26 protein-coding genes and 1 riboswitch are annotated in these 24,997 nt (G+C 67.7%); of the genes, 3 read left to right on the plus strand and 23 right to left on the minus strand.

What is annotated here, in order from left to right; translation table 11 throughout:
- Positions 1–49: 49 nt before the first annotated feature.
- From BM353_RS15705 to BM353_RS15725, 5 genes are read right to left on the minus strand one after another with little or no spacing between them, the layout of a single operon-like run.
- Complete coding sequence (locus tag BM353_RS15705; protein ID WP_092082563.1) at positions 50–1,312, minus strand: ABC transporter substrate-binding protein; 1,263 nt, start codon at positions 1,310–1,312, stop codon at positions 50–52.
- 33 nt (positions 1,313–1,345) lie between these two features.
- Entirely contained in the window at positions 1,346–2,461 is a 1,116-nt protein-coding gene (locus BM353_RS15710) for an ABC transporter ATP-binding protein (RefSeq protein ID WP_092082565.1), read from the minus strand.
- Positions 2,461–3,396, minus strand: coding sequence for a carbohydrate ABC transporter permease (locus tag BM353_RS15715; RefSeq protein ID WP_092082567.1), 936 nt, complete (start codon positions 3,394–3,396; stop codon positions 2,461–2,463). The genes BM353_RS15710 and BM353_RS15715 overlap by 1 nt, the downstream gene beginning before the upstream one ends.
- Before the next feature lie 4 nt (positions 3,397–3,400).
- Positions 3,401–4,285: a carbohydrate ABC transporter permease gene (locus BM353_RS15720; protein ID WP_092082568.1), complete on the minus strand. Its 885-nt coding sequence runs from the start codon at positions 4,283–4,285 to the stop codon at positions 3,401–3,403.
- Positions 4,286–5,680, minus strand: coding sequence for a family 4 glycosyl hydrolase (locus tag BM353_RS15725; protein WP_092082569.1), 1,395 nt, complete (start codon positions 5,678–5,680; stop codon positions 4,286–4,288).
- A 156-nt stretch (positions 5,681–5,836) separates the two neighbouring features.
- Here BM353_RS15725 and BM353_RS15730 point away from each other — a divergent pair, with 156 nt between their 5' ends.
- Complete coding sequence (locus BM353_RS15730; RefSeq protein ID WP_092082571.1) at positions 5,837–6,697, plus strand: helix-turn-helix domain-containing protein; 861 nt, start codon at positions 5,837–5,839, stop codon at positions 6,695–6,697.
- A 9-nt stretch (positions 6,698–6,706) separates the two neighbouring features.
- On the opposite strand, the gene BM353_RS15735 is transcribed toward BM353_RS15730, so the two are convergent.
- From BM353_RS15735 to uxaC, 5 genes are read right to left on the minus strand one after another with little or no spacing between them, the layout of a single operon-like run.
- Positions 6,707–8,227, minus strand: coding sequence for a UxaA family hydrolase (locus BM353_RS15735; RefSeq protein WP_092082573.1), 1,521 nt, complete (start codon positions 8,225–8,227; stop codon positions 6,707–6,709).
- Entirely contained in the window at positions 8,224–9,675 is a 1,452-nt protein-coding gene (locus BM353_RS15740) for a mannitol dehydrogenase family protein (RefSeq protein ID WP_092082575.1), read from the minus strand. The genes BM353_RS15735 and BM353_RS15740 overlap by 4 nt, the downstream gene beginning before the upstream one ends.
- Positions 9,653–10,390 carry a 2-dehydro-3-deoxy-D-gluconate 5-dehydrogenase KduD gene (gene kduD / locus BM353_RS15745; RefSeq protein WP_092082577.1) on the minus strand — a complete coding sequence of 246 codons (738 nt, stop codon included), beginning with the start codon at positions 10,388–10,390 and terminating at the stop codon, positions 9,653–9,655. The genes BM353_RS15740 and kduD overlap by 23 nt, the downstream gene beginning before the upstream one ends.
- A complete protein-coding gene (kduI, locus tag BM353_RS15750) occupies positions 10,387–11,211 on the minus strand; it encodes a 5-dehydro-4-deoxy-D-glucuronate isomerase (RefSeq protein ID WP_092082579.1) in 825 nt (274 codons plus the stop codon). The genes kduD and kduI overlap by 4 nt, the downstream gene beginning before the upstream one ends.
- Positions 11,212–11,224: 13 nt before the next feature.
- Positions 11,225–12,631 (minus strand): glucuronate isomerase, encoded by a 1,407-nt coding sequence (gene uxaC, locus BM353_RS15755; RefSeq protein ID WP_092082581.1) that lies wholly within the window; start codon positions 12,629–12,631, stop codon positions 11,225–11,227.
- Between the two features lie 100 nt (positions 12,632–12,731).
- Between uxaC and BM353_RS15760 the strand changes: the two genes are divergently transcribed.
- Positions 12,732–13,427, plus strand: a complete 696-nt coding sequence (locus BM353_RS15760) for a GntR family transcriptional regulator (protein ID WP_092082583.1) — start codon at positions 12,732–12,734, stop codon at positions 13,425–13,427.
- Between the two features lie 17 nt (positions 13,428–13,444).
- On the opposite strand, the gene BM353_RS15765 is transcribed toward BM353_RS15760, so the two are convergent.
- The 13 genes from BM353_RS15765 to BM353_RS15825 form a co-directional block, all read right to left on the minus strand.
- Positions 13,445–14,179: an ABC transporter permease gene (locus tag BM353_RS15765; protein ID WP_092082585.1), complete on the minus strand. Its 735-nt coding sequence runs from the start codon at positions 14,177–14,179 to the stop codon at positions 13,445–13,447.
- Positions 14,176–14,829 carry a TenA family protein gene (locus BM353_RS15770; protein WP_092082587.1) on the minus strand — a complete coding sequence of 218 codons (654 nt, stop codon included), beginning with the start codon at positions 14,827–14,829 and terminating at the stop codon, positions 14,176–14,178. The genes BM353_RS15765 and BM353_RS15770 overlap by 4 nt, the downstream gene beginning before the upstream one ends.
- Positions 14,826–15,527 carry an ABC transporter ATP-binding protein gene (locus BM353_RS15775; RefSeq protein ID WP_092082589.1) on the minus strand — a complete coding sequence of 234 codons (702 nt, stop codon included), beginning with the start codon at positions 15,525–15,527 and terminating at the stop codon, positions 14,826–14,828. The genes BM353_RS15770 and BM353_RS15775 overlap by 4 nt, the downstream gene beginning before the upstream one ends.
- Positions 15,524–16,192 (minus strand): TenA family protein, encoded by a 669-nt coding sequence (locus BM353_RS15780; RefSeq protein ID WP_092082591.1) that lies wholly within the window; start codon positions 16,190–16,192, stop codon positions 15,524–15,526. Before BM353_RS15780 ends, BM353_RS15775 begins: the two co-directional genes overlap by 4 nt.
- Positions 16,189–17,127: an ABC transporter substrate-binding protein gene (locus tag BM353_RS15785; protein ID WP_092082593.1), complete on the minus strand. Its 939-nt coding sequence runs from the start codon at positions 17,125–17,127 to the stop codon at positions 16,189–16,191. Before BM353_RS15785 ends, BM353_RS15780 begins: the two co-directional genes overlap by 4 nt.
- Positions 17,128–17,137: 10 nt before the next feature.
- Positions 17,138–18,094 carry a HesA/MoeB/ThiF family protein gene (locus BM353_RS15790; protein WP_092082595.1) on the minus strand — a complete coding sequence of 319 codons (957 nt, stop codon included), beginning with the start codon at positions 18,092–18,094 and terminating at the stop codon, positions 17,138–17,140.
- A complete protein-coding gene (locus BM353_RS15795; RefSeq protein ID WP_092082597.1) occupies positions 18,091–18,687 on the minus strand; it encodes a thiamine phosphate synthase in 597 nt (198 codons plus the stop codon). The genes BM353_RS15790 and BM353_RS15795 overlap by 4 nt, the downstream gene beginning before the upstream one ends.
- Positions 18,684–19,454 carry a thiazole synthase gene (locus tag BM353_RS15800; protein WP_092082599.1) on the minus strand — a complete coding sequence of 257 codons (771 nt, stop codon included), beginning with the start codon at positions 19,452–19,454 and terminating at the stop codon, positions 18,684–18,686. The genes BM353_RS15795 and BM353_RS15800 overlap by 4 nt, the downstream gene beginning before the upstream one ends.
- Position 19,455: 1 nt before the next feature.
- Complete coding sequence (gene thiS, locus BM353_RS15805; RefSeq protein ID WP_092082601.1) at positions 19,456–19,653, minus strand: sulfur carrier protein ThiS; 198 nt, start codon at positions 19,651–19,653, stop codon at positions 19,456–19,458.
- Positions 19,631–20,623, minus strand: a complete 993-nt coding sequence (locus BM353_RS15810) for an FAD-dependent oxidoreductase (protein WP_092082603.1) — start codon at positions 20,621–20,623, stop codon at positions 19,631–19,633. The genes thiS and BM353_RS15810 overlap by 23 nt, the downstream gene beginning before the upstream one ends.
- Complete coding sequence (gene thiD, locus BM353_RS15815) at positions 20,620–21,399, minus strand: bifunctional hydroxymethylpyrimidine kinase/phosphomethylpyrimidine kinase (RefSeq protein WP_092082605.1); 780 nt, start codon at positions 21,397–21,399, stop codon at positions 20,620–20,622. The genes BM353_RS15810 and thiD overlap by 4 nt, the downstream gene beginning before the upstream one ends.
- A 56-nt stretch (positions 21,400–21,455) precedes the next feature.
- Positions 21,456–21,558: riboswitch (TPP riboswitch) on the minus strand.
- Positions 21,559–21,732: 174 nt separating this feature from the next.
- On the minus strand, positions 21,733–23,388 hold the full coding sequence (locus BM353_RS15820; protein WP_092082607.1) for an FAD-binding dehydrogenase: 1,656 nt from the start codon (positions 23,386–23,388) through the stop codon (positions 21,733–21,735).
- Between the two features lies 1 nt (position 23,389).
- On the minus strand, positions 23,390–24,247 hold the full coding sequence (locus BM353_RS15825; protein ID WP_092082609.1) for a bile acid:sodium symporter family protein: 858 nt from the start codon (positions 24,245–24,247) through the stop codon (positions 23,390–23,392).
- Between the two features lie 325 nt (positions 24,248–24,572).
- On the opposite strand from BM353_RS15825, the gene BM353_RS15830 reads away from it, so the two are divergent.
- Positions 24,573–24,878, plus strand: a complete 306-nt coding sequence (locus BM353_RS15830) for a transposase (protein WP_092082611.1) — start codon at positions 24,573–24,575, stop codon at positions 24,876–24,878.
- The last annotated feature ends 119 nt before the right edge of the window (positions 24,879–24,997 follow it).

A 24,997-nucleotide genomic window follows, 5' to 3' on the forward strand; every position in this document is an offset into this window, starting at 1 on the left:
TCGAGGGGCGGGGCAAGGGCCCCGCCGCAGCGACAGGTCAGGGCTACGATCAGGAGCGGATGTCTTCGAGGGCTTCCTCGATCGCCATGATCATCTCGTCCGCCGCTTCGGAGGCATCGAGCTCGCCGTAAGCAAAGAGCTCGAGGTTGTCCTGCATGGCTGAGCGCACGGAGGGGAACTCCATCATCGGGTGGATCCCCGGGCCTTCGGCCTCGATGACCTTGGCCTGCGCTTCGATCTGAATCGGCTGGATCGCATCGGCGGAAAGAAGCTGCTCACGCGCGGTGGCCGAGGCGGGTACGCCGCGGGTCGAGCCGAGCGCCGAGACGCCTTCGGGTTCGTTGAGCAGGCAGTTCAGCACTTCCGCCGCGGCCTGTTGCTTGTCGGAATTGGCCGAGATCGAGAAGACCATCGACGCCTTGCGATAGATACCCGGCGTCTTCATCCCCGCCTGCCCGAGCAGGTCGACATAAACGAGTTCCTGATCTTCGCCAAGCGGGTCGGAGATCTTGAAGTAGGTCGAATCCCACTGATAGGTCCCGGCGATCTTGCCCGCGGCCCATTTCGGGTTTTCATGCAGCGGCACGTTGCCGGCGGAGGCCACGTCCTGCCAGGCGGGGATCACGCCGGAGTCCACGAGCTGGCCATAGAATTCGATGGCCGAGACGAAATCGTCCTTGCTCCAGGCGATGGAGTTGGTCTTGGGATCGATCAGCGGGTTGCCCGAGCGCTGCGTGCCATAGAGCGTCATGATCAGCGCGGCGTCGAGCGCGGCGGCTTCGAAGGGGTAGTAATCCTCGCCGAGCTTTTCCTTGAAGACCGGGCCGGCGGCCAGAAGCTCGTCCCAGGTGGTGGGCAGATCGAGCCCGGCGGCGTCCCATGTGGTCTTGTTGAAGGCAAAGAGCCGCCCGGTGGTGGAGACCGGCAGCCCGTTGAGCGCGCCGTTCATCGTCCCGGCTTCGATCTGGGAGGCTTCCCAGTTGCTCAGGTCGATCGTGTCGGAGAACTTGTTGAGGTCGGCCAGCCCGCCGCCATCGGCGGAGTAGAACGACAGCCAAGGCCAGTTGACCTGCATGAGATCGGCCTCTGTGCGGCCGGCGATCTGGGTGGTGAGCTTTTCGAAATGGCCCGACCAGCCGGTGTATTCGGGGCTGATGGTGTGGCCGTGTTTGGCACCGCAGGCCTCCAGCGCGGCCTGGGTCGCGGCGTGGCGGCTGTCGCCCCCCCACCAGCTCATGCGGAGATCTTCGGCGCCTGCGCTTGTCACCAGTGCGGTGGTGGCCAACGCGAGGCTGAGCGTCGTGAGTTTCATTGTGGTATCCTCCCTTGGAACTCAGGTTGCAGGTCAGTCGAGCGACTTGTTCTCGCCGCTTTCGACATCGAAAATATGGATATTGCGGGGCCGGGGGCTGAGGCCGACCCGGTCCCCGCGCGCGAGTGCGGTGTCGAAATTCTCCGAGGCGATCACCGCCACGAAACCGGCGCCTTCGGCCTCGGCGTGCAGGTTCACCTCGTGGCCCATGAACTCCAGATTGGTGATCGTGGCGTCAAAGGCGCCGACTGTGCCCGGGGCCACCACGTCGAGATGCTGGGGCCGGATGCCAAGCGTCACCGGGCCATCGGGCGCGTGGATGCGGCCGGCGCACTCGGCGGGCAGGGCGATCGACTGGGTGCCGAGGGTGAGCATCGCGCCATCGCCGCGGGTGAGCACGGCGCGGTTGAGATTCATCTCGGGCATCCCGATGAAACCCGCGACAAAGGCATTGGCGGGCCGCTGATAGAGGGTCGCGGGGTCGGCGATCTGCATGATGTGGCCGTCCTTCATGACGCAGATCCGGTCGCCCATGGTCATCGCCTCGACCTGATCGTGGGTCACATAGACCACCGTGGCCGGGCGGCCTTCGTCGCGCAGGCGCTTGTGCAGGTCGGTGATGCGCACGCGCATGGAGGCGCGGAGCTTGGCGTCGAGGTTGGAGAGCGGCTCGTCGAAGAGAAAGACCTCCGGCTGCTTGATGAGCGCGCGCCCGAGCGCCACCCGCTGGGCCTGACCGCCCGAGAGCTGCTTGGGCAGCCGGTCGAGCAGGGCCTCGATCTCCAGCACGCCGGAAACCTCCTCGGTCGCGCGCTCGATCCGGTCCTTGCGCAGGCGCTTGAGGCGCAGCCCGAAGGAGAGATTGCGGCGCACTTTCATGTGCGGATAGAGCGCGTAGTTCTGGAACACCATCGCGATCCCGCGCTTGCCGGGCACGAGGTCATTGACCACCGTATCGCCGATGCGCACCTCGCCGCCGGTGATCGTCTCCAGCCCCGCGATCATCCGCAGCGTGGTCGACTTGGCGCAGCCCGACGGCCCCACCAGCACCATGAACTCGCCTTCTTCCACGGTCAGGTCGATGCCGTGCACCGCCTTGTAGCCGTTGCCGTAGGTCTTCTCGACGGACTTCAGTTGCAATTCGGCCATCAGCCCTTCGTACCTCCGGTGGATATGCCTTCGATGAAGGACTTCTGCGCAAGGAAGAACACGACCAGCGAGGGGGTCAGCGCCAGCACTGTCATCGCGAGGATGGAGTTCCAGTTGAAGGCCTCGGTGGCGTCGATCGAGAGCTTGAGCGCGAGCGAAATGGGGTATTTCTCGACCGTCGAGATGTAGATCAGCGGCCCGAGGAAGTCGTTCATCGTCCACATGAACTGAAACAGCATGACCGAGACGAGCGCCGGCAGCAGCATCGGCACGACGATGTAGATCAGGACCTGAAACGTGTTGGCCCCGTCGACCCGGGCGGCCTCTTCCATCTCGCGCGGGATCGAGCGCATGAACTGGATCAGCATGAAGACGAAGAAGGCCTCCCAGGCAAACCAGGCCGGCACGATCATCGGCAGGTAGGTGTCGAGCCAGCCGAGCTCGCGGAAGAGCAGGTATTGCGGGATGCGCGTCACCACGTCGGGCAGCAGGAGCGTCGCGATGAGGATCGCGAAGAGGATGCGCTTGCCGGGGAAGTGGAACCGGGCGAAGCCATAGGCCACGAGCGTGGCCGAGATCGCGGTGCCGATCACCTTGGGGATCACGATCTGCATCGAATTGATGAAGAAGGTCGCGAAGGTGTAGGGCGTCGAGGTGGTCCAGCCGTCGATATAGCCCTGGATCGTCGGGTTTTCCGGCCAGAACCAGGGCGAGGCGAACATCTCGGCGTTGGTCTTGAAGGACGCGCCGATGAGCCAGAGCAGCGGGTAGACCATGATGAAGCCGACCACGATCAGAAGCGAGTAGCGGATCGACGCGTTGAGCCGCGCCCGGCGGCGGAGTTTGAGCTCCTGCGGCGAGAGACGGGCCGGGGACTTGGCGGGCATGGTCTCGACCACGGGGGTCTGGGGGGTGGGATCCGAGAGGCTTGTCATGACATCAATTCCTCTCGTCGCCGGCATAGTAGACCCACTTCTTCGACGACCAGAAGGCGAGCAGCGTGAGCACCATGATGATGGCAAAGAGCACCCAGGAGATCGCCGAGGCATAGCCCATGTCGAAATCCTTGAACGCCTCGTCATAGATGTAGAGCGGGAGCAGATAGGTCGATTTGAGCGGGCCGCCCTGGGTGATGATGTAGGGCCCGTTGAACTCCTGGAAGGCGTGGACCGTCTGCATGATCAGGTTGAAGAAGATCACCGGGGTGATGAGCGGCAGGGTGATGTTGCGGAACATCTGCCATGGGCCCGCGCCGTCGATCGCGGCGGCCTCGTAGAGCGATTTGTCCACCGATTGCAGCGCGGCGAGGAAGATCACCATGGCCGAGCCGAACTGCCACAGGCGCAGCAGCGTGATGGTGAAGAGCGCGTTCTCGGGATCGCCGAACCAGTTGATCGGCTCGATGCCCACCGCCATCAGGATCATGTTCATCAGCCCGTCGCCGGCGAAAATGTAGCGCCAGAGCACCGCGATCGCGATCGAGCCGCCGAGGATCGAGGGCACGTAATAGGCCGTGCGGAAGAGGTTGATCCCCTTGAGCCGGTAGTTCAGCACCACCGCGATGAAGAGCGCGAAGACGAGCTTCAGCGGGACGGTCATCGCGACGTAGGTGAGGGTCACGCGCAAGGATTTGTCGAAGGTTCGGTCGCGGGTGAAGAGCCGCTCATAGTTGTCGAGGCCCACCCATTCGGGGCTGGAGAGCAGATCGTAATCGGTAAAGCTCAGATAGAGCGAGGACAGGAACGGGAAGGCGGTAAAGAGCAGCAGCCCGAGCGCGTAGGGCGCGACATAGGCGAGCCCGAGATATTTGCTGTCACCGCCCATTCACATCGCCTCCTTGAGCGCCTCGGGGATGAGCCCCTCGGTCGCGGCGCGCATCCGGTCGAACATCGCCCGCGCCTGGCCGGGTTGCAACGCGCGGACTTGGGGATCGCTGCGGAAGAGATCGTAGAGCGCCTCGCCCCGGCCGGTCATCACTGCGCGCAGGAGCGCCGATTGCCGCTGCGCGTGATCGCTGACAAGCGCGGAGAGCGGCTCGGGCAGGCGCCCGGCCAGCACCGGCTCGATCCCGCCGCCGTGGAAAACCGCGTTGCTTTCCACGATGGCGCCCTCGGGCAGCCCCGCGATCTGGCCGCGATTGGGCAGGTTGACGTTGCTCACGAAGGGCGCGCCGCCCATCAGCGCGGCGATCTGGTCGACCAGCGCCTCGTCCGAGCGGCGGATCTTGGGCGCGACATCGCCCACGCGCATCTCCTCGGCGCGGGCCTGTTTCGCGGCGCGGTCGCGGATGCGGTAGTCAACCGGCGTGAGCGAAAACCCCCAGCGGTCCGGGTCCGCGAGATAGTCGGCCATTGGCAGGAACTCGGCGAGGTGCCGGTCCCCCGCCGCCCCGGGAATGCCGAACCGGCGCAGCAGGTCGAAGGCCACGAGGTTGCGCGTCCCGAAGTAGCGCTCGTGCTCGGCGTCCGCGCCGGGCTCGCTCTGCGACCAGCCGCTCTCGGCGTGGGCCTCGGCGAAGGCGCGATAGGCGGGCATCATGTCCCGCCCTTCGAGCGTGATGCGGTCGACGAAGGTGAAATGGTTGATCCCGAGCACGTTGACGGCCACATCGCGGTGGCTGTAGCGGTCGTCGCCCGCCTCGCGGTTGGCGATCCAGGCGACCTGTTTGCGGATCTTGGTGACCTCGTGGCACTCGCCCCAGGCGCGGATCTCGGGATGGGCCGCATAGAGCGCGCCGGTCAGCACGCTCATCGGGTTGGTGAGGTTGCAGGTCAGGGCGCGGGGGGCGTGATCGCGGATCGCCCGGCCGATCTCGGCGAGCATCGGGATCGCGCGCAGGGCGCGGAAGAACCCACCGGGCCCGACCGAGTCGCCCACCGACTGGCCGATCCCGTATTCCGCCGGGATGTCGATGTCCTTGGCCATGTCCTCGAACGCGCCGGGCAGGATCGAGATGACCACCACGTCCGCGCCCTCGAGCGCCTCCGGCAGGCTCGCGGCGGCGCTGTAGCGCGCGGGCACGCCGCGCGATGTCGCGGCATGGCGCGCGCCGATTTCGGCGTTGCGCGTGGCCGCCGGCGCGTCGAGGTCATAAAGCCGGACGTCGGCGGCGAGGCGGGTGTCATATGCCAAATCCGCCATCAATGTGTGGGCCCAGTTCAAAGAGCCCCCGCCGATGACGGCGATTTTTACGGGTATGGCTGCGGCGAATTCGGTCACGTATGATCACTGGTGCACTGGCTCAGGGCCCGCACACACGTCTCCTCCCGGTTGCGCCGCCCGCTCTCGGCGCCGAGGGGCATCGAGGCGGGCGATCTGTCTTGATCTCAGACTAATATGCTAGTCCGCCCAACTGAATGCTGGTAAACATACAAAATGATGGACAAAATCGAATATAACTTTCTGGCGCATATTCCGCCGCGTTCGATGTCGCTGCGGCTGGCGCGGGCGACGATCCGGATGCGGCACGACCGGCGCTGGCGGGTGGACAAGATCAACCCGGCGCATGACCTCATCATTTGCCTCTCGGGGCGCGGCTGCTACCAGGTCGGCGAAGATCCCGAGGAGGTCGAGATCGGGCCGGGCGAGGCGCTGCTGATCCCGGCCTATACCCGGTTTCGCGGGGCTGCGGCCGACACCGAGCAAGGCGCGGCCTACACCGGCATCGCCCAGCATTTCACGCTCGATCTGTTCGGCAAGGGCGACATGATCGAGCAGATGGCGCTGCGCCGGGTCGTGCCGCTGCCCAGTTTCGCGGCGCTTGCGCCCCTCCTGCGGCACTACCGCGACACCGCGCCCCACGGCAGCACGACGCTCGCGCAGCATCACCAGTTCATGGTCTTCCTGCTCGACTACCTTGAGGCCGCCTTCATCGACTGGCGCAGCGCGGACGAGACGCCCGACGCGCAGGATCACCTCTCGGTCCAGATCATGCTGGCGGCCACGCGCCTCTCGGCCGATCCGCTCGGCAGCGGGGTCGAGGAGGTGATGCGCGACGTGCCCTACAATGCCGATTATTTCCGCCGCGCCTTCAAGGACCGGCTCGGCCACACGCCGCAGAAATTCCGCGAGCTCAAGCGGATGGAATTCGCCGCCAACCGGCTCGGGATGGGGCTTTCGGTCAAGGCGGTGGCGGGCGAGCTCGGCTATGCCGATCCCTATTTCTTCAGCCGGATGTTCAAGCGCTATCTCGGGGCGAGCCCCTCGACCTATCGCGACAGGCAGGTCCGCCGCTGAGGCCTGCGCTTACATCACCGCGCCGATCTGCCAGGGGAGGAACTCGTTGTCGCCGAGCCCGAGCGCCTCGCTTTTCGAGCGCGCGCCCGAGGCGGTCTCGACGATGAGATCGAGGATCTCACGCCCCTTGTCCGGGATGCTCACCCCCGCACTCACGATATCGCCGCAGTTGAGATCCATATCGCCCCGCATCTGGGCGAAGAGCCGATCGTTGGTGGCCAGTTTCAGGGTCGGTGCGGGGACCGAGCCGAAGGCCGAGCCGCGACCGGTGGTAAAGACGATGATCTGCGCGCCGCCGGCGATCTGGCCCGTGGCCGAGACCGGATCGTAGCCCGGCGTGTCCATGAAGACGAGCCCCGCGCCCTCGGGCCGCGCGCCATAGGCCACCACCTCGTTGAGCGGCGTCGCCCCCGCCTTGGCCACCGCGCCGAGCGATTTTTCGAGGATCGTGGTCAGCCCGCCGGCCTTGTTGCCGGGGGAGGGGTTGTTGTCCATCGAGCCGCCGTTGAGCTCTGTGTAACGCTCCCACCACGTGATCCGCTCCATGAGTGCCGCGCCCACCTCGGGGCTTGCCGCCCGGCGCAGGAGTAGGGATTCCGCGCCGTAGATCTCGGGCGTTTCCGACAGAAGGACCGTCGCCCCGTGGCCGACGAGCAGGTCACTTGCGGCGCCAAGCGCGGGGTTGGCGGTGATGCCGGAGAGCCCATCCGAGCCGCCGCATTGCAAGCCGATGGTGAGGCCCGCAAGCGGGCAGGGGCTGCGGTGTGCGCCGTTGATGCGCGGCAGGAGTTCGGTCACATGGGCGACGATGCGCTCGATCGTGGCGGCCGTCCCGCCGCTGTCCTGAATGGTGAGCCCGTGGAGCCGTGCCTCGTCGCCCGCGCCGAAGCGCGCCTTCATCCGGGCGATCTGCATCACCTCGCAGCCGAGCCCGACGAAGACCGCCGCGCCGACGTTGGGGTGCGTCGCGTGGCCCCAGAGCACGCGTTGCAGGTTGTCCCAGCCAGGGCCCTCGGCCGCCATGCCGCAGCCCGTTCCGTGGGCGAGGGCGACGACGCCGTCGATGTTGGGATAGGCCTCCAGCACGCCCGAGCTGCGCAGCGCCTCGGCCGCCTTGCGGATCACCGTCGCCGAGCAGTTCACCGTGGCGATCAGCGCGATCATGTTGCGCGTGCCGACCCGGCCATCGGGGCGGGCGTAGCCCATGAACTGGCGCGGCGCGACATCGGGGATCGCGGCGCGGGCAGCGGCAAGGTCCGCCCCGATCTCGGCCCCGCCGTCATGTGCGCCAAAGGCGCAGTTGTCGACATGGACATGCGCCCCGGCGGGGATATCTCGGGTCGCGTAGCCGATGATCTGGCCGAACTTGAGGATCGGCGCGCCCGCCGCGATTTCGGCCCGCGCGATCTTGTGGCCCGCTCCGAGACCGCGCTTCAAGGCGGGGCCCTTGCCCAGCGGGCGCGCGCCCGCCTTGGCCGGAGCGGTCAGGATCGCGACACTGTCGCCGGGATGCAGCGTGAGCAGGGTCATTGGCCGAGCAAAACCGCAACCGCGCCGCTGGCGCCAAGGCTCAGGAGCCGCTCGTATTGCAGGGTGAGCGCGCTGCGGAACCCCGCATCGGCGGGCAGGTCCGTGCCGAAGATCGCCTCGAACCCCAGCAGCGCATCGACGGTCTCCTCCGGCGACGTCGCCCCCTCGCTCGCGGCGCGGAGGGCCTCGGCCAGCGGGTCACGCACGTCGATCTCGGCGCCGGTCTCGTCGCGCCCGCCGACGTAGCGCATCCAGGCTGCGACCGCGAGGCAGAGCCCCTCGGGCGTCTGGCCCACGGCGCGGCGATCGCGGATCGTCCCGAGCAGCCGTTGGGGGAGTTTCTGGCTCCCGTCCATCGCGATCTGCCATGTGAGGTGGCGGATCGAGGGATCGCGGTACCGCGCCATGAGGCTTGCGCAATAGGCGGGCAGGTCTTCGCCCTCGGGGCGGGGCACGGTGGGCAGGATCTCGGCCTCCCACAGATGCCGGACAAAGCGCGCCATGACCGGGTCGGCGACGGCCGCGGAGATGGTGTCATGCCCCGCGAGATAACCGAGGTAGGCCAGCGCCGAATGGGTCCCGTTGAGGCAGCGCAGTTTCATCGTCTCATGCGCGTCCACGTTGGCCACGAATTGCGCGCCGGCGAGGTCCCAGCGGGGGCGACCGGCGGTGAAATCGTCCTCGATGACCCACTGGCGGAAGTCTTCGTGAAAGACGCAAGCGGGATCGTGATAGCCGGTGATCTCGGCGAGGGCGGCGACGCGTTCGGGCGTGGTGGCCGGGGTGATCCGGTCGACCATCGTCGCCGGGAAGCGCACCGTCTCGGCGATCCAGTTGGCGAGGTCGGGGTCCCTCCGGCGGGCGAAGTCGCTGATGACGCCCCGCGCGAGGGCGCCGTTGCCGGGCAGGTTGTCGCATGACAGCACGGTGAAGGGCGCATGGCCAGCCGCGCGCCGCCGCGCCAGGGCCGAGACGATGAAGCCGATGGCCGAGCGCGGCGCGTCGGGGGCCGCGAGATCGTGCTGAATGTCGGGGTGATCGGGCAGGAGCGCGCCGCTGCTTGGTGCGTGGCAGTAGCCCTTTTCGGTGATGGTGAGCGAGACGATGCGGATCGCGGGATCGCTCATAGCCGCGAGCACCGCGCCGGGGTCTTCCGGCGCCACGAGCACCTCGCGGATCGCGCCGATCACCTGCGGCTCCATGCCCGTTTCCGAGAGGGTCACCGAGGTGTAGGCGCCCCCTTGCGGCGCGAGTTGGTCGCGCGCGGTGGGGCTGCGCAGGCTGACCGCGATGATGCCCCAGTCGCCGCCCGCGGCCGCAATCGCCTCGTCTGTGTAGACCGCGTTGAAGGCCCGGAAGAAGGCGCCGGGGCCAAGGTGGACGATCCCGGGCGCCGGGGCAGGGGTGGGGCGTGTGAGGCGCGGGCTATCGGGCAAGCCAGCCCCCATCGACATTGAGCACCGCGCCGGTGACGTAGTTCGCCGCGGGCGTGCACAGGAACGTCACCGCGCCCGCGATATCGGCCGGATCGCCCCAGCGGCCGGCGGGAATGCGCTCCAGGATCGCCTGATTGCGCGCGGTATCGGCGCGCAGGGCCTCGGTGTTGTTCGTCGCGATATAGCCCGGCGCCACGGCGTTGACGTTGATCCCGCGCGTCGCCCATTCATTGGCGAGGATCTTGGTCAGCCCCGCGACCCCGTGTTTCGACGCGGTATAGGACGGCACGCGGATTCCGCCCTGAAAGCTCAGAAGCGAGGCGATGTTGACGATCCGGCCCTCGGCCTTGCTCGCGAAGACATCGCGGGCGAAGCGTTGGCAGAGCTGGAACACGGCTTTGAGGTTCACATCCATGACCTCGTCCCAGTCGGCCTCTGCGAAATCGACGCTGTCTTCGCGGCGGATGATGCCCGCGTTGTTGACGAGGATGTCGAGCCCGGAGGGCAGCGCGGACACTGCCGCCCGAAGATCGCCGAGGTCCATGACCAGCTCTTCGCCCGTCCCGCCCGCGGCCTCGATCAGCCCGACCGTTTCGCCGCAGGACCGCCGCCCGGCGCAGACCACATGGGCGCCCGCCTCCGCGAGCCCCACCGCGATCGCCTGGCCGATCCCGGTATTGGCCCCGGTGACCAGCGCGCGCTTGCCCGCAAGACCGAAGACGCTCATCGCAGGCTCTCCATCGGCACCATGTCCATGTCGGTGAAATCGACGTTGTCGCCCGCCATCGCCCAGCAGAACGTGTAGGCCGCCGTGCCCGCGCCGCAATGGATCGACCAGGGCGGCGAGATCACGGCCTCTTCATTGCCCATGACGATGTGGCGCGTTTCCTCCGGCTGGCCCATGAAGTGGAAGACGCGGGCGTCGTCGGGCAGGTCGAAGTAGAGGTAGGCCTCCATCCGCCGGTCGTGCAGGTGGGCGGGCATGGTGTTCCAGATCGAGCCCGGCGCGAATTGGGTGTAGCCCATCAGAAGCTGGCAGCTCTCGCAGACCTCGGGGTGGAGGAACTGGATGATCACGCGCTCGTTGGAACTCTCGGCCGCGCCCATCTCGACGCGACGGGCGTCTTCAAGCCGGATGAGCTTGGTAGGGCAGGCGCGGTGCGCGGGCGCGGAAAGGATGTAGAATCGGCCGTTGCCCTTGAAGGTCACCGGGCCCGCGCCGAGGCCAACATAGAGCACTTCGCCCTTGTCCAAGCTGTGGCTCTCGCCGCCGACTTCGATCTCGCCGGTTTCGCCAATGTTGAGGAAAGCCGCCTCGCGCCGGTCGAGGAAGCTCGGGGTGCCCGTCTCGGGCACGGCATCGAGCGTGAGCGCGCCGCCGGCGGGAACGGCCGAGCCGAGGATGAGCCGGTCATAATGGGAATAGACGAGCGAAATCGCCCCCTCGCCAAAGAGATCGCCGACGTGGAAATGCTCCCGCAGCGTGTCGGTGTCGAAGGTCTTGGCCGTCGCGGGATCGATGGCGTAGCGGGTTTCGGTCTTGGTCATGTGACGTCTCCGATCAGAGGTTGTAGGCGTTTTTGGCGAGGGTGTAGCTCAGGTCGCGGGCCAGTTCGAAAGCCTCTGTCTCGCGCAGCCGGCCGGTGCCGATGAGCGTGGCGAGATAGGCGCAGTCGCTGCGCCGCGCGACATCGTGCCGTGCGGGGATCGAACAGAAGGCGCGCGTGTCGTCGTTGAACCCGGCGGTGTTGTAGAAGCCGCAGGTCTCGGTCGTGGCTTCGCGGAATCGGCGGATGCCTTCGTAGCTGTCGAAGAACCACCACGGCGGCCCGAGCGTCAGCGCAGGATAGGCGCCTGCGAGCGGCGCGAGTTCGCGCGCGTAGCTGGTCTCGTCGAGTGTGAAGAGAATGATGCGCAGGTCCGGGTCCATCCCGACCGCATCGAGCAGGGGCTTGAGCGCGCCGACGTAGTCGGTCCGCCCGGGAATATCGAACCCCTTGTCGCGCCCATGGCGGGCAAAGACCTTGGCGCTGTGGTTGCGCCGGGCGCCGGGGTGGATCTGAAGGACGAGCCCGTCGTCGCGGCTCATGCGCGCCATTTCGGTCAGCATCTGGCCGCGGAAGGCCTCCGCGTCCTCGGCACTCGCCCCGCCCTTGAGGACGCGCAGGAAGAGCGCCTCGGCCTCGGCGGGGGGGAGGTCTTCGGTCCGCGCGCTCGGGTGGCCGTGATCGCTCGCCGTGGCGCCCATCTCCTTGAAAAACGCGCGCCGCTTGCGATGGGCCGCGAGATAACCGGCCCAGCTTTCGGTGTCTTCGCCGGTAAGCGCGCCGAGCTCGGCGACGTTGGCCTGAAACCCTTCGAACTCCGGATCCACGACCGCATCGGGCCGGTAGGTGGTGATCACCCGCCCGGACCAGCCGCTGTCACCGATCGCGCGGTGGGCGTCGAGCGGATCGAGCGCGCCTTCGGTGGTGGCCAGCACCTCGATGTTGAACCGCTCGAAGAGCGCGCGCGGGCGGAAGGCATCGGTCGCCAGTGCGCTCTCGATGTGGTCGTAATAAGCGTCGGCTGTCTCCGGCGTGAGCGGAGTGTCGAGGCCGAAGACGTGCTCGAACGAATGGTCAAGCCACATCCGCGAGGGCGTGCCGCGAAAGAGATGATAGCCCTGGGCAAACCGCCGCCAGATCGCGCGCGGGTCAGTCTCCACCGGCCCGCCGTCCTCGCGCGGGACCCCCAGATCGGCCAACCGGACGCCCTGGCTCACCAGCATCCGGAAGACGTAGTGATCGGGGATCACGAAGAGCTCGGCCGGGTTGGGAAAGCGCGCGTTTTCGGCAAACCACTGCGGATCGCAATGGCCGTGCGGGCTGATGATGGGCAGATCGCGCACGCTCTCATAGAGCGCCCGGGCGCGGTCTCGGGTCTTGGGGTCGAGGGGAAAGAGGCGGTCCGGGTCGGTGAGGGTCATGGCATATCCTGAGCTTCTAGTCTGGTAATATGCTAGATGTCTAGTTGTGTCAAAGCGCAAGCTGGGCTAGGTTGGCCGAAACCATTTGCCCGGATGCTTCATGGCTCAGCTCGCAATCCCACCGCTCGAAATCGCCGCCGCCTCCACCACCGATCAGGTCTTTGACGCGCTGTATGACGCGATTGTCTCGCTCAAGCTGGAGCCCGGGGCGAAAGTGTCGGAAAGCGAGATCGCCGCGCAGCTGAACGTCTCGCGCCAGCCGGTGCGCGACGTGTTTTTCCGCCTGTCGAAGCTCGGGCTCATCGCGATCCGCCCCCAGCGGGCGACGCTGGTCACCCGGATTTCAGAGGCCGCGCTGGTCGAGGCGGTTTTCGTGCGGACCGCGCTGGAGGTCGAATGCCTGCGGGCGGTGATCGCTGCGGGCCGGGCCGAAGATGTCGCGGCGTTTCGCCGGGAGATCGCCGCGCAGGAGCGGGCCGCCGCAGACCCCGAAGCCGGCCCGTTTCACGCGCTCGACGAGGCCTTCCACGCCCAGATCTGCACCCGCGCGGGCCACCCCCACGCCTGGGCGCTGATCCGCGATCAAAAGGCCCATATGGATCGGGTCCGCTACCTCACGCTTTCGCTCGAACGGCGTCAGTTCGTGCTCGAAGAGCACCGCGGCATCGTCGATGCGATCGCGGCCGGGGAGGCCGCTCTGGCCGATGCGCGGCTGCGCGCCCATCTGGGCGGTGTGCTCGATGTGGTCGGCCGGATACGGGACGGCAACCCGGAGTATTTCGAGCCGCCCGCCTGAGCCGCGAGTGGCCGTCGCTAGCTGCGGTCCAGCGCCTTTTCGCAGAGCGTGTTGACCGCGGCGTGCAGCAGGACCGTCAGCACAGCGAGCACGATGAGGGCGGCGAACATCAGGTCCGTCTTGGCGCGGCCGTTGGCCAGAAGCATGAGGTACCCCAGCCCCTTGGACGCCCCGACCCATTCGCCGATGATCGCCCCGATCGGCGCATAGACCGCCGCGAGCCGCAGGCCCGAGGCAAAGCCCGGCAGCGCCGCCGGAATCCGGATGTGAAGCATGATCCGCCCGGGGCGCGCGCCCATGACGCGGGCCATCCCGATCCAGTCGCGGTCGGTGCGCATGAGCGCGTCGAAAAACGAGGATGTGACCGGGAAATAGATGATGAGCAGCGCCATCGCGACCTTGGACCAGAGCCCGAAGCCGAGCCAGAGCGTCAGGATCGGCGCCAGCGCGAAGACCGGGACGGCCTGACTGAAGACCAGCATCGGGCGCACCAGCGCGCGCGCGAGCGGCGAGGCGGCAAGGGCGATGGCCGAGACAAACCCGAGCGCCGCGCCAAGCGAGAGGCCGATCAGCACTTCGGCCATGGTGATCGCCGCATGTTCGGCCAGAAGCGCGCGGCTGGTCCAGATCGTCTGGGCCACGAGGAGCGGCGGGGGCAGGATGAAGCGGGGCGCGCCAGTCGCCCAGATCACCGCCTGCCAGAGCGCGAGTGCCAGAAGCGCCGCCGCGAGACCCGCGCGCCAGCCCGTCATCGCGTGACCGGAAAACCGGCCCAGGCCGCATCGAAGAACGCGCGTTCGAGCGCCACGGCGCGGGTGAAGACCTCCGCGACCTCATCCCGCGCGGGCGCGTCGAGGGTCTCCCAGGCCGCGTCGAGCTGCCCGCGCAGATGGGCCACCACGCCGGCAAACCCCTCGCCGGAATGCAGGGTGATCCACTCGCCAAACCAGAACGGCAGCGCCTCGGCGCGGGGAGCAAACGGCGTCGCCCAATCGAGATAGGTCCATTCGGCAACGACCAGAACGGCGAGCATCAGCTCATACCGCCCGGAGCGGCGAGACGCGTCCATCAACTCCTGAAAGGCGCGGGTTTCGGGCGCGGCAGAGCCCGCTTGCGGAACATCGAGCGCGGCGAGGGCGCGCAGGAAATAGGTGTTTTCCGGCCCGCAGATCAGCCCCAGAAACCGCGCCCCTGGCACCGCATCGCCAAGCGTCGGGGCCTCGGCGACGGCGGCGGCAAGCAGGCGCACGAAGCCTTCGACGAAGAGGTAATCCTGTTGCAGGTAGCCGGCCATCTTCTCCGGCTCAAGCGCGCCGGATGCGAGGGCGGTGGTGAAATCGTGGGTCGTGGCCGCGTGCCAGTCATCGGCAGCGCGCGCCTTGAGGGTTTGCGTGGCGGTCATTGGGGTCTCCGTAGCTCATTGAGAAGGGCGGCCTGCGCGGCCAGCACATCCGCCGCATCCGGGGGGCGGGGGATCTCGCCGCGCGGCACGGCGACGTCGCGCGCGCCTGCGGTGGTCATGATCACGATGCGCTCGCCGAGCCGCGCGGCCTCCGCCGGATCGTGGGTCACGAGCAGGACAGTGCGCCCGCGCAAAAGCTCGGCCGTGAGCTCCTGCATCCGCGCGCGGGTCAGCGCGTCGAGCGCCGAGAAGGGCTCGTCGAGGAGCACGACGGCGCGGTCCTCCATCAGCGTGCGGGCAAGCGCCACACGCTGGCGCTGCCCGCCCGAAAGCGCCGCGGGCCGCTTGGCGGCGTGATCGGCGAGCCCGACCTGCGCCAGCCTGTCACGCGCCCGCGCCCGGTCCGCGCGCGCACCGCGCAGCCGCGCGCCGAGGAGCACGTTGTCCAGAACGCTGAGCCAGGGCAGCAACAGATCCTGCTGCGCCATGAGCGCAACGCCGCCGGGATCGCTGAGCTCGCCGTCGAAGGCGACCCCCTCCGCCAGCCCCGCAAAGAGGCGCAGCACGGTGGATTTGCCAACCCCGCTCGCGCCCAGAAGGCAGGTCCAGCGCCCCGGCGGCGCGGTCAGCTCAAGGCCCGAGAAAATCGGCGTGTCCCCGATCCGCGCCGAACCACTGAGGCGCAGCGGCACTGTCACGGAGCGAGCCCCATGTCCCAGAAGCCGACCTCAAGCGCCGTGGCCATGTCGAACCGGGCCTGCAGCGCGCCCCAGCGCGGGCTGGACATGGGATCATCGCCCAGCCGCCGCGCCACCGCGCCGTCGATCAGCGCGCCGACATCGTGGCAGAGGGCCTGATAGTCCGCGCCCGCGTAGGTGTCGATCCAGCCGGCATAGAGATCAGAGCTCCGGCGCGCGGCCAGATCCGCGCCGATCTCCCCGTAGCCCATCACACAAGGCGCGAGCGCCGCCAGAAGATCGAGCAGATCGCCCGAATGGCCGGCATCGAGCACGTAGCGCGTATAGGCGAGGTTTTCGCGCCGCTCCCGGGTCGCGAACAGCGTCGCCTCATCGATCCCCGCCTCGGCGCAGGTCTGGATGTGCAGCGCGATCTCGTCATTGATCAGCCCGTTCACCGTCCCCGCCGCGAGCCGCATTTCCGCGACCGTTTCGGCCTTGGTCACCGCAAGCGCCCAGGCGCGGGAGAAGTGGATCAGGAAGACGTAATCCTGTTTGAGATAGTGCAGGAACGCCGCGCGCGGCAGGCGACCGTTGCCGAGCCCCTGCACGAAATCGTGCCGGGTGTAGGCGGGCCAGTCCGGCGCCGCGTCGCGCCAGGCCGGAAAGATGCGCCCATAGCTCATTGCGCGCCAAGGTCCACGGCCAGCGCCGAGACCGGGCGCGTGCCTTCGACCAGACCACTGCGCGCAAGGAAGGCCTCGAACCGCGCGTAGCGGCCCTCGTCCAGCGCCTCGGGGCGCAGGGCAAAGCGGGGCAGGGTGTCCTCCCAGGCCTTTGCGTTGAGCGCATCGTCCAGCTCCGGCGCGTAGCCCTTGAAGAGCGCCCAGGCGGCCTCGGGGTTGTTGACGATATATTGCGTCGCCAGCTCCGTCGCCCGCAGGAACCGGCGGATCCGATCGGCATCCATCCGCTCGGGATTGGCGACGTAGATCAGCTCGTCATAGGTCGGCACGCCCTCTTCCTCGACGTAGAAACAACGCCCGTCGATGCCTTCGATCTCCATCTGGTTGAGCTCGAAATTCCGGTAGGCGCCGATCACCGCATCGACCTGACCGGACATGAGCGAGGGGCTGAGCGAGAAGTTGACGTTGACCAGATCGACCTCATCGAGCCCGACGCCGTGTTTGCCCAGCATCGCCGAGAGCACGGCCTCCTCCACGCCGGCGACGGAAAAGCCGATCTTGCCGCCCCTCAATTGGGCGATCTCCGCGATGGGGCCGTCCTTCAGCACCAGCAGGCAGTTGAGCGGCGTCGCCACCAATGTGCCGACGCGGATCAGCGGCAGCCCCTCGGCCACGTGCAGATGCTGGCTGGGCTGATAGCTCACGGCGATATCGCCTTGACCGGCTGCCACAAGCTTGGGCGGGGCGGAGGGATCGGCGGGCGGGATGATCTCAATCTCAAGGCCCTGATCGGCGAAATAGCCCAACTCCTGGGCCACGATGATCGGCCCGTGATCGGGGTTGATGAACCAGTCGAGCAGCAGGGTCATCCTGTCCTGGGCGAAGCTCGGGCTCGCCCCGATGAGGGCCAGCGTGAATGTCAGCAGCCGTAGCATGTCGGTCTCCTTAGTCTCCGAGGGCGAGGAGCTTGATCTCCCCAACCCAGTGGTGTGAAAGCCGCTCGGCGGCCTGCCACGCCCGAAGCCCGGAGCGGCAGGCCAGAACGGCGCGTTGGTTGGGCTGTGGCATCGGCCCCTCGGGGCCGAAATCGCTGACCGCGTGGCGCGCCGCCTGCGGCAGGGCGGGGCCGTCTTCCCCGGCGGCGCGCAGATCGACGAGGAAGTCACCCGGGGCGATGTCGGCGGCGGCGATGAAGCCGGGCTCCGGGGCGGGGTCGGGGGCCGCGTCGAAGCGGAAGCCCCCGAAGCGCAGCGCGCGCGCGTCATAAGTGATGAGCCTGCCGAGGGGCGCCCGGTCGCCGGTCAAGATCTCCAGCGCCATCTGCGCCTGCAGGCTGCCGATGACGCCGACGCTGGGGCCGAGCACGCCGTCGCTGTCGCAGGAGCCGAGCCGGTCCGGCAGTTCCGGGAACACCGCGCGCAGCCCCGGCGCGCCGCCGCAGAAGCCCCCGGTGTAGCCCTCCGTCCCCACGACGCTCGCGCTGATCAGCGGCTGGCCAGTGGTCAGGCACAGGTCGGAGGCGATGTAGCTCGCCGCGAAACTGTCGGCGCAGTCAATGACAAGGCTCATCCCGTCGCAGAGCGCCCGGGCGCTGGCGGGATCGAAGCGCTGGCGGATTGGCTCGATCGTCGTCTCGGGGTTGAGCGCCGCGAGGGTGTCGGCGGCGATCTCGACCTTGGGCCGGCCGATGTCGGCCTCGCGAAAGAGCGTCTGCCGATGCAGGTTCGACAGGCTCACCACATCCGCATCGACCAGCCGGATCCGGCCCACGCCCGCCCCGACGAGATATTGCAGCAGCGGCGCGGCAAGCCCGCCCGCGCCGATCACCAGCACCGAGGACGCGGCGAGCCGCGCCTGGCTGGCGGCCCCGAGGAGCGGCAACTGGCGGGCATAGCGGCTCATCCGCAGGCCGCCAGCCAGGCGCGCGTGCGCGCTTCGGGATCGCTGTGAAGCGTGATGTCCGTCACGGCCGAGACGATGTCCGCCCCCGCGGCAAAGGCGCCGCCCGCGCGCGCCACGCTCATCCCGCCAATCGCCACGAGGGGGATCTCTCCCACCCGGGATTTCCACTCGGTCAGTTTCCCGACGCCCTGCTGGTGCCACTTCATCTTCTTGAGGATCGTGGGGTAGATCGGCCCGAGCGCGACATAGTCGGGCGCCAGCGCCAGCGCGCGCTCCAGCTCCGCACCGTCATGGGTCGAGACGCCGAGCTTGAGGCCGGCGCGGCGGAGGGCGGCGAGGTCCGCATCGTCAAGATCCTCCTGACCCAGATGCACCCAGTCGCACCCCAGCTCGACCGCCAGCTGCCAGTGGTCGTTGACCACCAAAACCGCGCCGTGAGCGCGGCAGAGATCGCGCGCCTCGGTGATCTGCGCACGCAGCGCGTCCGGCGGCGCGTCCTTGATCCGCAATTGCACCAGCCTGACCCCGAGCGGCAGCATCCGCCGCAACCAGGAGACATCGTCGAAGATCGGGTAGAAGCGGGGCAGGGTCACAGGAAGGCCTTTCCCAGAACCGGGGTGGAGGGGGCGGCCATGTCGCGCGGGTCCATCGGATCGGCCTTAGCCGCGAGCGCGCCGGCCTCGACCGCGCGGGCAAATCCGCGCGCCATCGCCACCGGATCGCCCGCCCTGGCCACGGCCGTGTTGAGCAGCACCGCGTCATAGCCGAGCTCCATCGCCCGCGCCGCCTGCGAGGGCAGGCCGAGCCCGGCATCCACCACGAGGGGGATATCGGGAAAATGCGCGCGCAGGCTGCGCAGCCCGTAGATGTTGTTGAGCCCCAGCCCGGTGCCGATCGGCGCGCCCCAGGGCATCAGGACCTTGCAGCCCGCCTCCACCAGCCGCTCGCAAAGCACCAGATCCTCGGTGCAATAGGGAAAGACCTCGAACCCCTCCGCGCAAAGCTGCGCCGCAGCCTCCAGCAGGCCGAATGGGTCGGGCTGGAGCGTGTCGGCGTGGCCGATGACCTCCAGCTTGATCCAGTTGGTCTCGAAGAGCTCGCGCGCCATCCGGGCGGTGGTGACCGCCTCGCGGGCCGAATGGCAGCCGGCGGTGTTGGGCAGGACCGCGACACCGAGCTCCTCGATCAGGGACCAGAACGCCTGTCCCGCCCGCTCGCCGCCCGCCTCGCGGCGCAGCGAGACCGTGGCGATGCCGGCGCCAGACTGGCGGAAGGCCTCCGCGAGGATCGCGGGCGAGGGGTATTGCGCGGTGCCGAGCATCAGGCGCGAGGGGATGTCCTTGCCGTAGAAGACGGGCATCTCAGCCTCCCTGCCTGGGGGCGACGATCTCGACGCGGTCGCCATCCCGCAGGGCCTGTTGCCCGCGCGCGCCCCGGGGCACGAAGGCCTCGTTGATGGAGGTGGCCACCTTCGCCTCGCCCTTGCCGAGCTCGGTCAGGAGCGCGGCGAGATCCGGCGCCGCGCTCTCCACCGCCTCACCGTTCACGATGATCTTCATACCAAACCTCCGGTGTTTTGCCCTCCAGCAGCAGATCCGCACTCATCCGCGCCAGCGCGGGGGCGAGCAGAAATCCGTGCCGAAACAGGCCATTTGCATAAATCCGATCGCCGATCCGGCGGAGACGCGGCTGGTTGTCGGGAAAGGCGGGGCGCGCATCGACGCCGATCTCCAGCAACTCGGCCTCGCCAAACGCCGGGTGCAGGGCGTAGGCCGCGTTCATCAGCTCCATGACCGAGCGCAGGGTGGCGCGGTGGCGCTCGCCGCTCTCCAGCTGGGTCGCGCCGAGCATGAAGATCCCGTCTCCCCGTGGCACGATGTAGAGCGGAAAGCGCGGGTGCAGCAGCCGGACCGGGCGCGAGAGCGTGACGTCGGGGCTGCGCACCACGAGCATCTCGCCCTTCACGCCGCGCAGGTCCGGGAGCCGATCACGGGCGGCGAGACCGCGGCAATCGATGACCTGCCCCTCGCGCGCGCCACCAAGCGCGCCTTGAAACGTGACGCCGGCGCGGGCCAGCCGGGCGCGCAGCGCGGTGAGGGTCTCGCGGGGGGCGAGATGGGCCTCATCGGGCAGGAAGAGGGCGGCGGAAAACTGGTCCGCGATCTGCGGCTCCAGCGCGGCGAGCCCGTCGCGGTCCAGCGAAACGGCGCCGGGCGCGCGCCGCGCGAAGGTCGCAAGCTCGCCCTGATCGCGGCGCAGGGCGACGACAATCGTCCCCTCCCGGGCGACACGCGCCCCTTGCGCCTCCCACCAATCGGCGGCGCGCCGGCCCTGCCGCACGACCTCCGGCTCCGCGCTCACGCCCTCGCAGTCGGGGGCCAGCATCCCGCCCGCCCACCACGAACAGGCGTGATCGCCCGGCGGGCCGGCCGGGTCGGTCACCGTGACTTCGGCGCCCCGCGACGCAAGCTCGGCCGCCATCGCCAACCCGCAGACACCGCCGCCGAGTATGTCGAACCGCGCGCTCATCGCCAAAGCTGGTGGAAATGGTGGACCGGCCCGTGGCCGCGGCCGACCCCCAGCTCATCGGCGCGCGAAATCGCGGTATTGAGCCAGCGGTGCGCGCGCTCGACCGCTGCCTCCAGCGCCAGCCCCTGTGCCAACCCTGCCGCGATGGCGGACGCGTAGGAGCAGCCGGTCCCATGAGTGTTCTGGGTGTCAATGCGGTCGGCGGCAAAGGTCTGCGTGCCCGCCGCCGTGACCAGAAGATCCTCACAGATCGTGCCCGCCGCATGTCCGCCCTTCATCAGCACGGCGCCCGCCCCGAGAGCCAGGAGCCTCTGCGCCTGCTCCTGTGGAGCGCCCGGCCCGACGAGTTTTTCGGCCTCCGGCAGATTGGGCGTCAGCAGCGTGGCGCGCCCGATGAGATGGGTTTTCAACGAGTCAATCGCCGCATCCGCCAGCAACCGATCCCCGGATTTCGCCACCATCACCGGATCGAGCACCACCGGGCCTTCATACCGCGCCAGCGCCTCCGCCACCGCCACGATCAACGCGGGCGTGCCCAGCATCCCGATCTTGATCGCGGTGATGTCGATGTCATCGAGGACCGCGGCGATCTGCGCCGCCACGACCTCCTCCGGGATGGCATGGATCGCGGTGACCGATCGGGTGTTCTGCGCGGTCACGGCGGTGATGACCGAGGCGCCATAGACCCCCATCGCCGAAAACGCCTTCAGATCGGCCTGAATGCCCGCCCCGCCCCCGGAATCCGAGCCCGCAATCGTCAGCGCTTTCGCAACCATGCCACCGCTCCTGGCGTTCGGGGTCAGGACATGGATGGGGGGCGATCAGAGCGGAGCGGGGCCCGCGACCTGTTCCCTCCGCCGGTCCTAACCGGTTCAGGTTCAATGGGTTCGCGCGCTGCGCATCTCAGCCCGTAAAGGGCACCCCAACAGATATCGAGCAGACGTTAGATCGGCGAAGTCGCGACGTCAAACGGTTATGCGGGCCACCCCCGGCGCGTGCGCATCGGCTGTGGAGCGGGGCGCCGCAAGAGCGCCGTTTCCGCCCTGCGCCCCAGAGCGCCGAGCGGTGGCGAAGGGCTTTGGCGCTGCGTGGTTGAGACCGGGGCGGAGCTACCCGATTGCGTCGCTGCGCCCTGCCGCGCGGCCCGAGAAGATGCACCCGCCCAGAAACGAGCCTTCAAGTGCGTTGTAGCCGTGAAAGCCGCCGCCGCCAAAGCCCGCAACCTCGCCCGCGGCAAAGAGCCCGGGGACACAGGCGCCATCAGCGCCCACCATCTGGCTATCGAGATTGGTTTGCAGACCGCCAAGCGTCTTGCGCGTGATCAGGTGCAGCCGCACCGCAATCAGTGGGCCGTTCGCGGGATCGAGGATCTTGTGCGGTTTCGCCGTGCGGACCAGTTTGTCACCGCGATACTGGCGCGCGGCGTGAATCGCCGACACCTGAACATCCTTGCTGAACGGGTTGTCGATCTGCGCGTCGCGCGCGGCGATCTGGCGGCGCAGGGACACGCCGTCGATCAGAGGCGCGCCCGTCAGGGCATTCATCCGCAGGACCAGATCGTCAAGCGTATCGGCCACGATGAAATCCGCCCCGTGGGTCTTGAACGCCTCCACCGGATCGGTGGCGCGCGTGCCGGAGAGGATCCGCTGCCTGATGACCTCGCTCCATTTGCCGGAGGTAAAGTCCGGGTTCTGTTCCGACCCCGACAGCGCGAATTCCTTCTTGATCGTCTTTTGCGTCAACACGAACCAACTGTAGTCATGGCCGCTGTCCAGAATGGCCTTGAACGTGCCGTTGGTGTCGAAGCCGGGCAGGGCGGGCGGCGCAAAACGCTGCCCCGTCGCATCGAACCACATCGAGGACGGGCCGGGCAGGATACGGATCCCATGGCGCGGCCAGATCGGATCCCAGTTCTGGACCCCTTCGGTGTAGAACCAGAGCCGGTCCTTGTTGATGATATGGCCGCCGGCCGTCTCGGCGATGCCGAGCATCCGTCCGTCAACATGCGCGGGCACCCCGGACAGCATGTTGCGCGGCATCGGGCCAAGGCGGTCGGTCGGCCAGACGCGTTCGATCAGCTCGAAATTGCCACCGATCCCGCCCGACGCCACGATGATAGACGACGCGCCGTAGCGGAAATCACCGGTGACCTCTCGGGTTGTCGGCGCGCCCCGGAGCGCGGAATCCTCGGCAAGACCCTTACCCGAAATGCCCACCGCGGCGCCGTTTTGCATCTCGATCCGGTCGACGCGGTGGCGGTGCTTGAAGGTGAGCAGACCCGCCTCGGCATGGGCGCGGCAACGGCGGATGAAGTGCTCCAGCACGCCCGGCCCGGTCCCCCAGGTGATGTGAAACCTCGGCACCGAATTGCCGTGCCCGTCGGCAAAGCCCCCGCCGCGTTCGGCCCAGCCGACGACCGGAAACCAGCGCAGCCCCATGGCATGAAGCCAGGGCCGCATCTCGCCGGCGGCGAAATCGAGATAGGCTTCGGCCCATTTGCGCGGATAGGCATCTTCGGGGCGATCGAACTGCGCCGATCCCATCCAGTCATTCAGGGCGAGCGCGTGGCTGTCCTTGATCCCCATCCGGCGCTGTTCGGGGGTGTCGACCATGAACAGACCGCCCAGCGACCAGAACGCCTGACCGCCCAGGCTCTGGGGCCCTTCCTGGTCGACAATCAGAACCGATTTGCCCCGATCCCCCAGTTCCGCCGCCGCCACGAGGCCGGCAAGACCCGCCCCCACGATGATCACGTCAGATTGCATGTCAGCGACTCCGGAGCCAGAGAACGAAAGGAATGGCGGTCACATACATGATGACGCCGTACAGGGCAGAGGGCAGGCCGATCGTCGGGATGCCCCCGGCCACACCCGCGATCAGCGGCGCCAGTGTGATGCCCAGCGTGCCGTTCTGGATGCCGACCTCGATCGAGATGGTCTTCTGTTCCGGCCAGGACATGCCAGTCGCGGCGCCGATGAGAAGCCCTGCGAGCATGGTCACGATATTGAGCAGCGCCAAGGCCGGACCCAGCGACGCGATGTTGGAGAGCAGCAGATCCCAGTTCGAGACGATGGCGGCCAGGATGATGAGAACGAACAGAAGGCTCGCGAGCGCGACCAATCGCGGCTCGATCCTGTTGGCAAACCCCGGCGCGATGTGCCGGATCGCCATCCCGACCGATACCGGCAATGCCGTCAACAGGAACATCGCGATGGCCAGCGACACGACCGAGACAGCGGGCGCATCTTCGCCCATGAAATGAACGACCGACCAGCCGACCAGAAATGGCACGGTGACAATCGAAAGAAGAGAGATCAACGCGGTCAGCGACACGGACAGAGCAACATCGCCGCGCGCCAGCCGGGTGACGACATTGGATGTCACGCCGCCCGGGCAGAACGCCAGCAACATGATCCCCGCGGCGATCGCGCCGCTCAACCCGAACGCAAGGACGATGACGTAGGCCACAACCGGCAGCAAGAACAGCTGGCAGATCGCGCCGATGGCGAAGACCCATCCCCGCTCGGCAACCCGCCGAAAATCGGCCGGCGTCAGCCCGATGCCAAGGCTCAGCATGATCACCGCAAGTGACAGGGGCAGCACTATATTTACCAGAATATCCAACGCCGCTCTCCCTCCCTGCCGCGTGGCGCATCCCATTGGAGGTCAGCCATCAAGTCAAGGCGCGACATTGCCCGAGATCTCGATAAATTCTTGCGGCCGTCTTGCCATTTCAGGATGGCATTCCTCTTCAATTCGGACCAGTGATCGCTGATCACCTTTCGAGGACAACCGCGCGTTCGGGGAAATTCACTCTTGGCGCTCTGACGCCGCCTGCGAGCTTGTGGGGGCCGCTTGCAGCGATGATTGAGCCACCCCCCGAAAATCGGGCAGTGACGGAAGCTACAATCTGACGTCTGCTGGTCTCCAAGCACGAGGAGATCAGAACATGTCGAAACGCAGGAACCATGATGCGGGCTTCAAGGCTCGCGTGGCGCTGGACGCCGTGAAGGGCGAGCGCACTGTGTCGGAACTGGCCGCAGAATTTGGCGTGCATCCGACGATGATCCACCAATGGAAGAAGGCGTTGCTTGAGGGGGCTTGGGACATCTTCGAGCGTGGCAGCAAGAAGAAGGCCGAGCTCGACGAGGAGACAGTGCGATCGCTGCACGCCAAGATCGGAGAGCTGGCCGTCGCCAACGATTTTTTGTCACGAAAGCTCAAGCCCTGGACCGGCAAGCGAGGCGCGGGATGATCGAACGCCACCACCCCACGCTGTCGATAGGGGTGCAATGCCGCCTGCTGTCGATCTCGCGGTCGTCGTTCTACTACGCGCCGCAGGGCGAGACCGAGATGAACCTCGCCCTGATGCGG

The sequence above is a fragment of the Poseidonocella sedimentorum genome, from assembly GCF_900116005.1.
Lineage (GTDB): Bacteria > Pseudomonadota > Alphaproteobacteria > Rhodobacterales > Rhodobacteraceae > Poseidonocella > Poseidonocella sedimentorum.

What these genes read in the sequence shown, in the direction of transcription:
- BM353_RS15705 (WP_092082563.1), bottom strand. Translation starts at nt 1,312, where the DNA reads ATGAAACTCACGACGCTCAGCCTCGCGTTGGCCACCACCGCACTGGTG.
- BM353_RS15710 (WP_092082565.1), bottom strand. Translation starts at nt 2,461, where the DNA reads ATGGCCGAATTGCAACTGAAGTCCGTCGAGAAGACCTACGGCAACGGC.
- BM353_RS15715 (WP_092082567.1), bottom strand. Translation starts at nt 3,396, where the DNA reads ATGACAAGCCTCTCGGATCCCACCCCCCAGACCCCCGTGGTCGAGACC.
- BM353_RS15720 (WP_092082568.1), bottom strand. Translation starts at nt 4,285, where the DNA reads ATGGGCGGTGACAGCAAATATCTCGGGCTCGCCTATGTCGCGCCCTAC.
- BM353_RS15730 (WP_092082571.1), top strand. Translation starts at nt 5,837, where the DNA reads ATGATGGACAAAATCGAATATAACTTTCTGGCGCATATTCCGCCGCGT.
- BM353_RS15735 (WP_092082573.1), bottom strand. Translation starts at nt 8,227, where the DNA reads ATGACCCTGCTCACGCTGCATCCCGGCGACAGTGTCGCGATCCTGACC.
- BM353_RS15740 (WP_092082575.1), bottom strand. Translation starts at nt 9,675, where the DNA reads ATGGGGGCTGGCTTGCCCGATAGCCCGCGCCTCACACGCCCCACCCCT.
- kduD (WP_092082577.1), bottom strand. Translation starts at nt 10,390, where the DNA reads ATGAGCGTCTTCGGTCTTGCGGGCAAGCGCGCGCTGGTCACCGGGGCC.
- kduI (WP_092082579.1), bottom strand. Translation starts at nt 11,211, where the DNA reads ATGACCAAGACCGAAACCCGCTACGCCATCGATCCCGCGACGGCCAAG.
- uxaC (WP_092082581.1), bottom strand. Translation starts at nt 12,631, where the DNA reads ATGACCCTCACCGACCCGGACCGCCTCTTTCCCCTCGACCCCAAGACC.
- BM353_RS15760 (WP_092082583.1), top strand. Translation starts at nt 12,732, where the DNA reads ATGGCTCAGCTCGCAATCCCACCGCTCGAAATCGCCGCCGCCTCCACC.
- BM353_RS15765 (WP_092082585.1), bottom strand. Translation starts at nt 14,179, where the DNA reads ATGACGGGCTGGCGCGCGGGTCTCGCGGCGGCGCTTCTGGCACTCGCG.
- BM353_RS15770 (WP_092082587.1), bottom strand. Translation starts at nt 14,829, where the DNA reads ATGACCGCCACGCAAACCCTCAAGGCGCGCGCTGCCGATGACTGGCAC.
- BM353_RS15780 (WP_092082591.1), bottom strand. Translation starts at nt 16,192, where the DNA reads ATGAGCTATGGGCGCATCTTTCCGGCCTGGCGCGACGCGGCGCCGGAC.
- BM353_RS15785 (WP_092082593.1), bottom strand. Translation starts at nt 17,127, where the DNA reads ATGCTACGGCTGCTGACATTCACGCTGGCCCTCATCGGGGCGAGCCCG.
- BM353_RS15790 (WP_092082595.1), bottom strand. Translation starts at nt 18,094, where the DNA reads ATGAGCCGCTATGCCCGCCAGTTGCCGCTCCTCGGGGCCGCCAGCCAG.
- BM353_RS15800 (WP_092082599.1), bottom strand. Translation starts at nt 19,454, where the DNA reads ATGCCCGTCTTCTACGGCAAGGACATCCCCTCGCGCCTGATGCTCGGC.
- thiS (WP_092082601.1), bottom strand. Translation starts at nt 19,653, where the DNA reads ATGAAGATCATCGTGAACGGTGAGGCGGTGGAGAGCGCGGCGCCGGAT.
- BM353_RS15810 (WP_092082603.1), bottom strand. Translation starts at nt 20,623, where the DNA reads ATGAGCGCGCGGTTCGACATACTCGGCGGCGGTGTCTGCGGGTTGGCG.
- thiD (WP_092082605.1), bottom strand. Translation starts at nt 21,399, where the DNA reads ATGGTTGCGAAAGCGCTGACGATTGCGGGCTCGGATTCCGGGGGCGGG.
- BM353_RS15820 (WP_092082607.1), bottom strand. Translation starts at nt 23,388, where the DNA reads ATGCAATCTGACGTGATCATCGTGGGGGCGGGTCTTGCCGGCCTCGTG.
- BM353_RS15830 (WP_092082611.1), top strand. Translation starts at nt 24,573, where the DNA reads ATGTCGAAACGCAGGAACCATGATGCGGGCTTCAAGGCTCGCGTGGCG.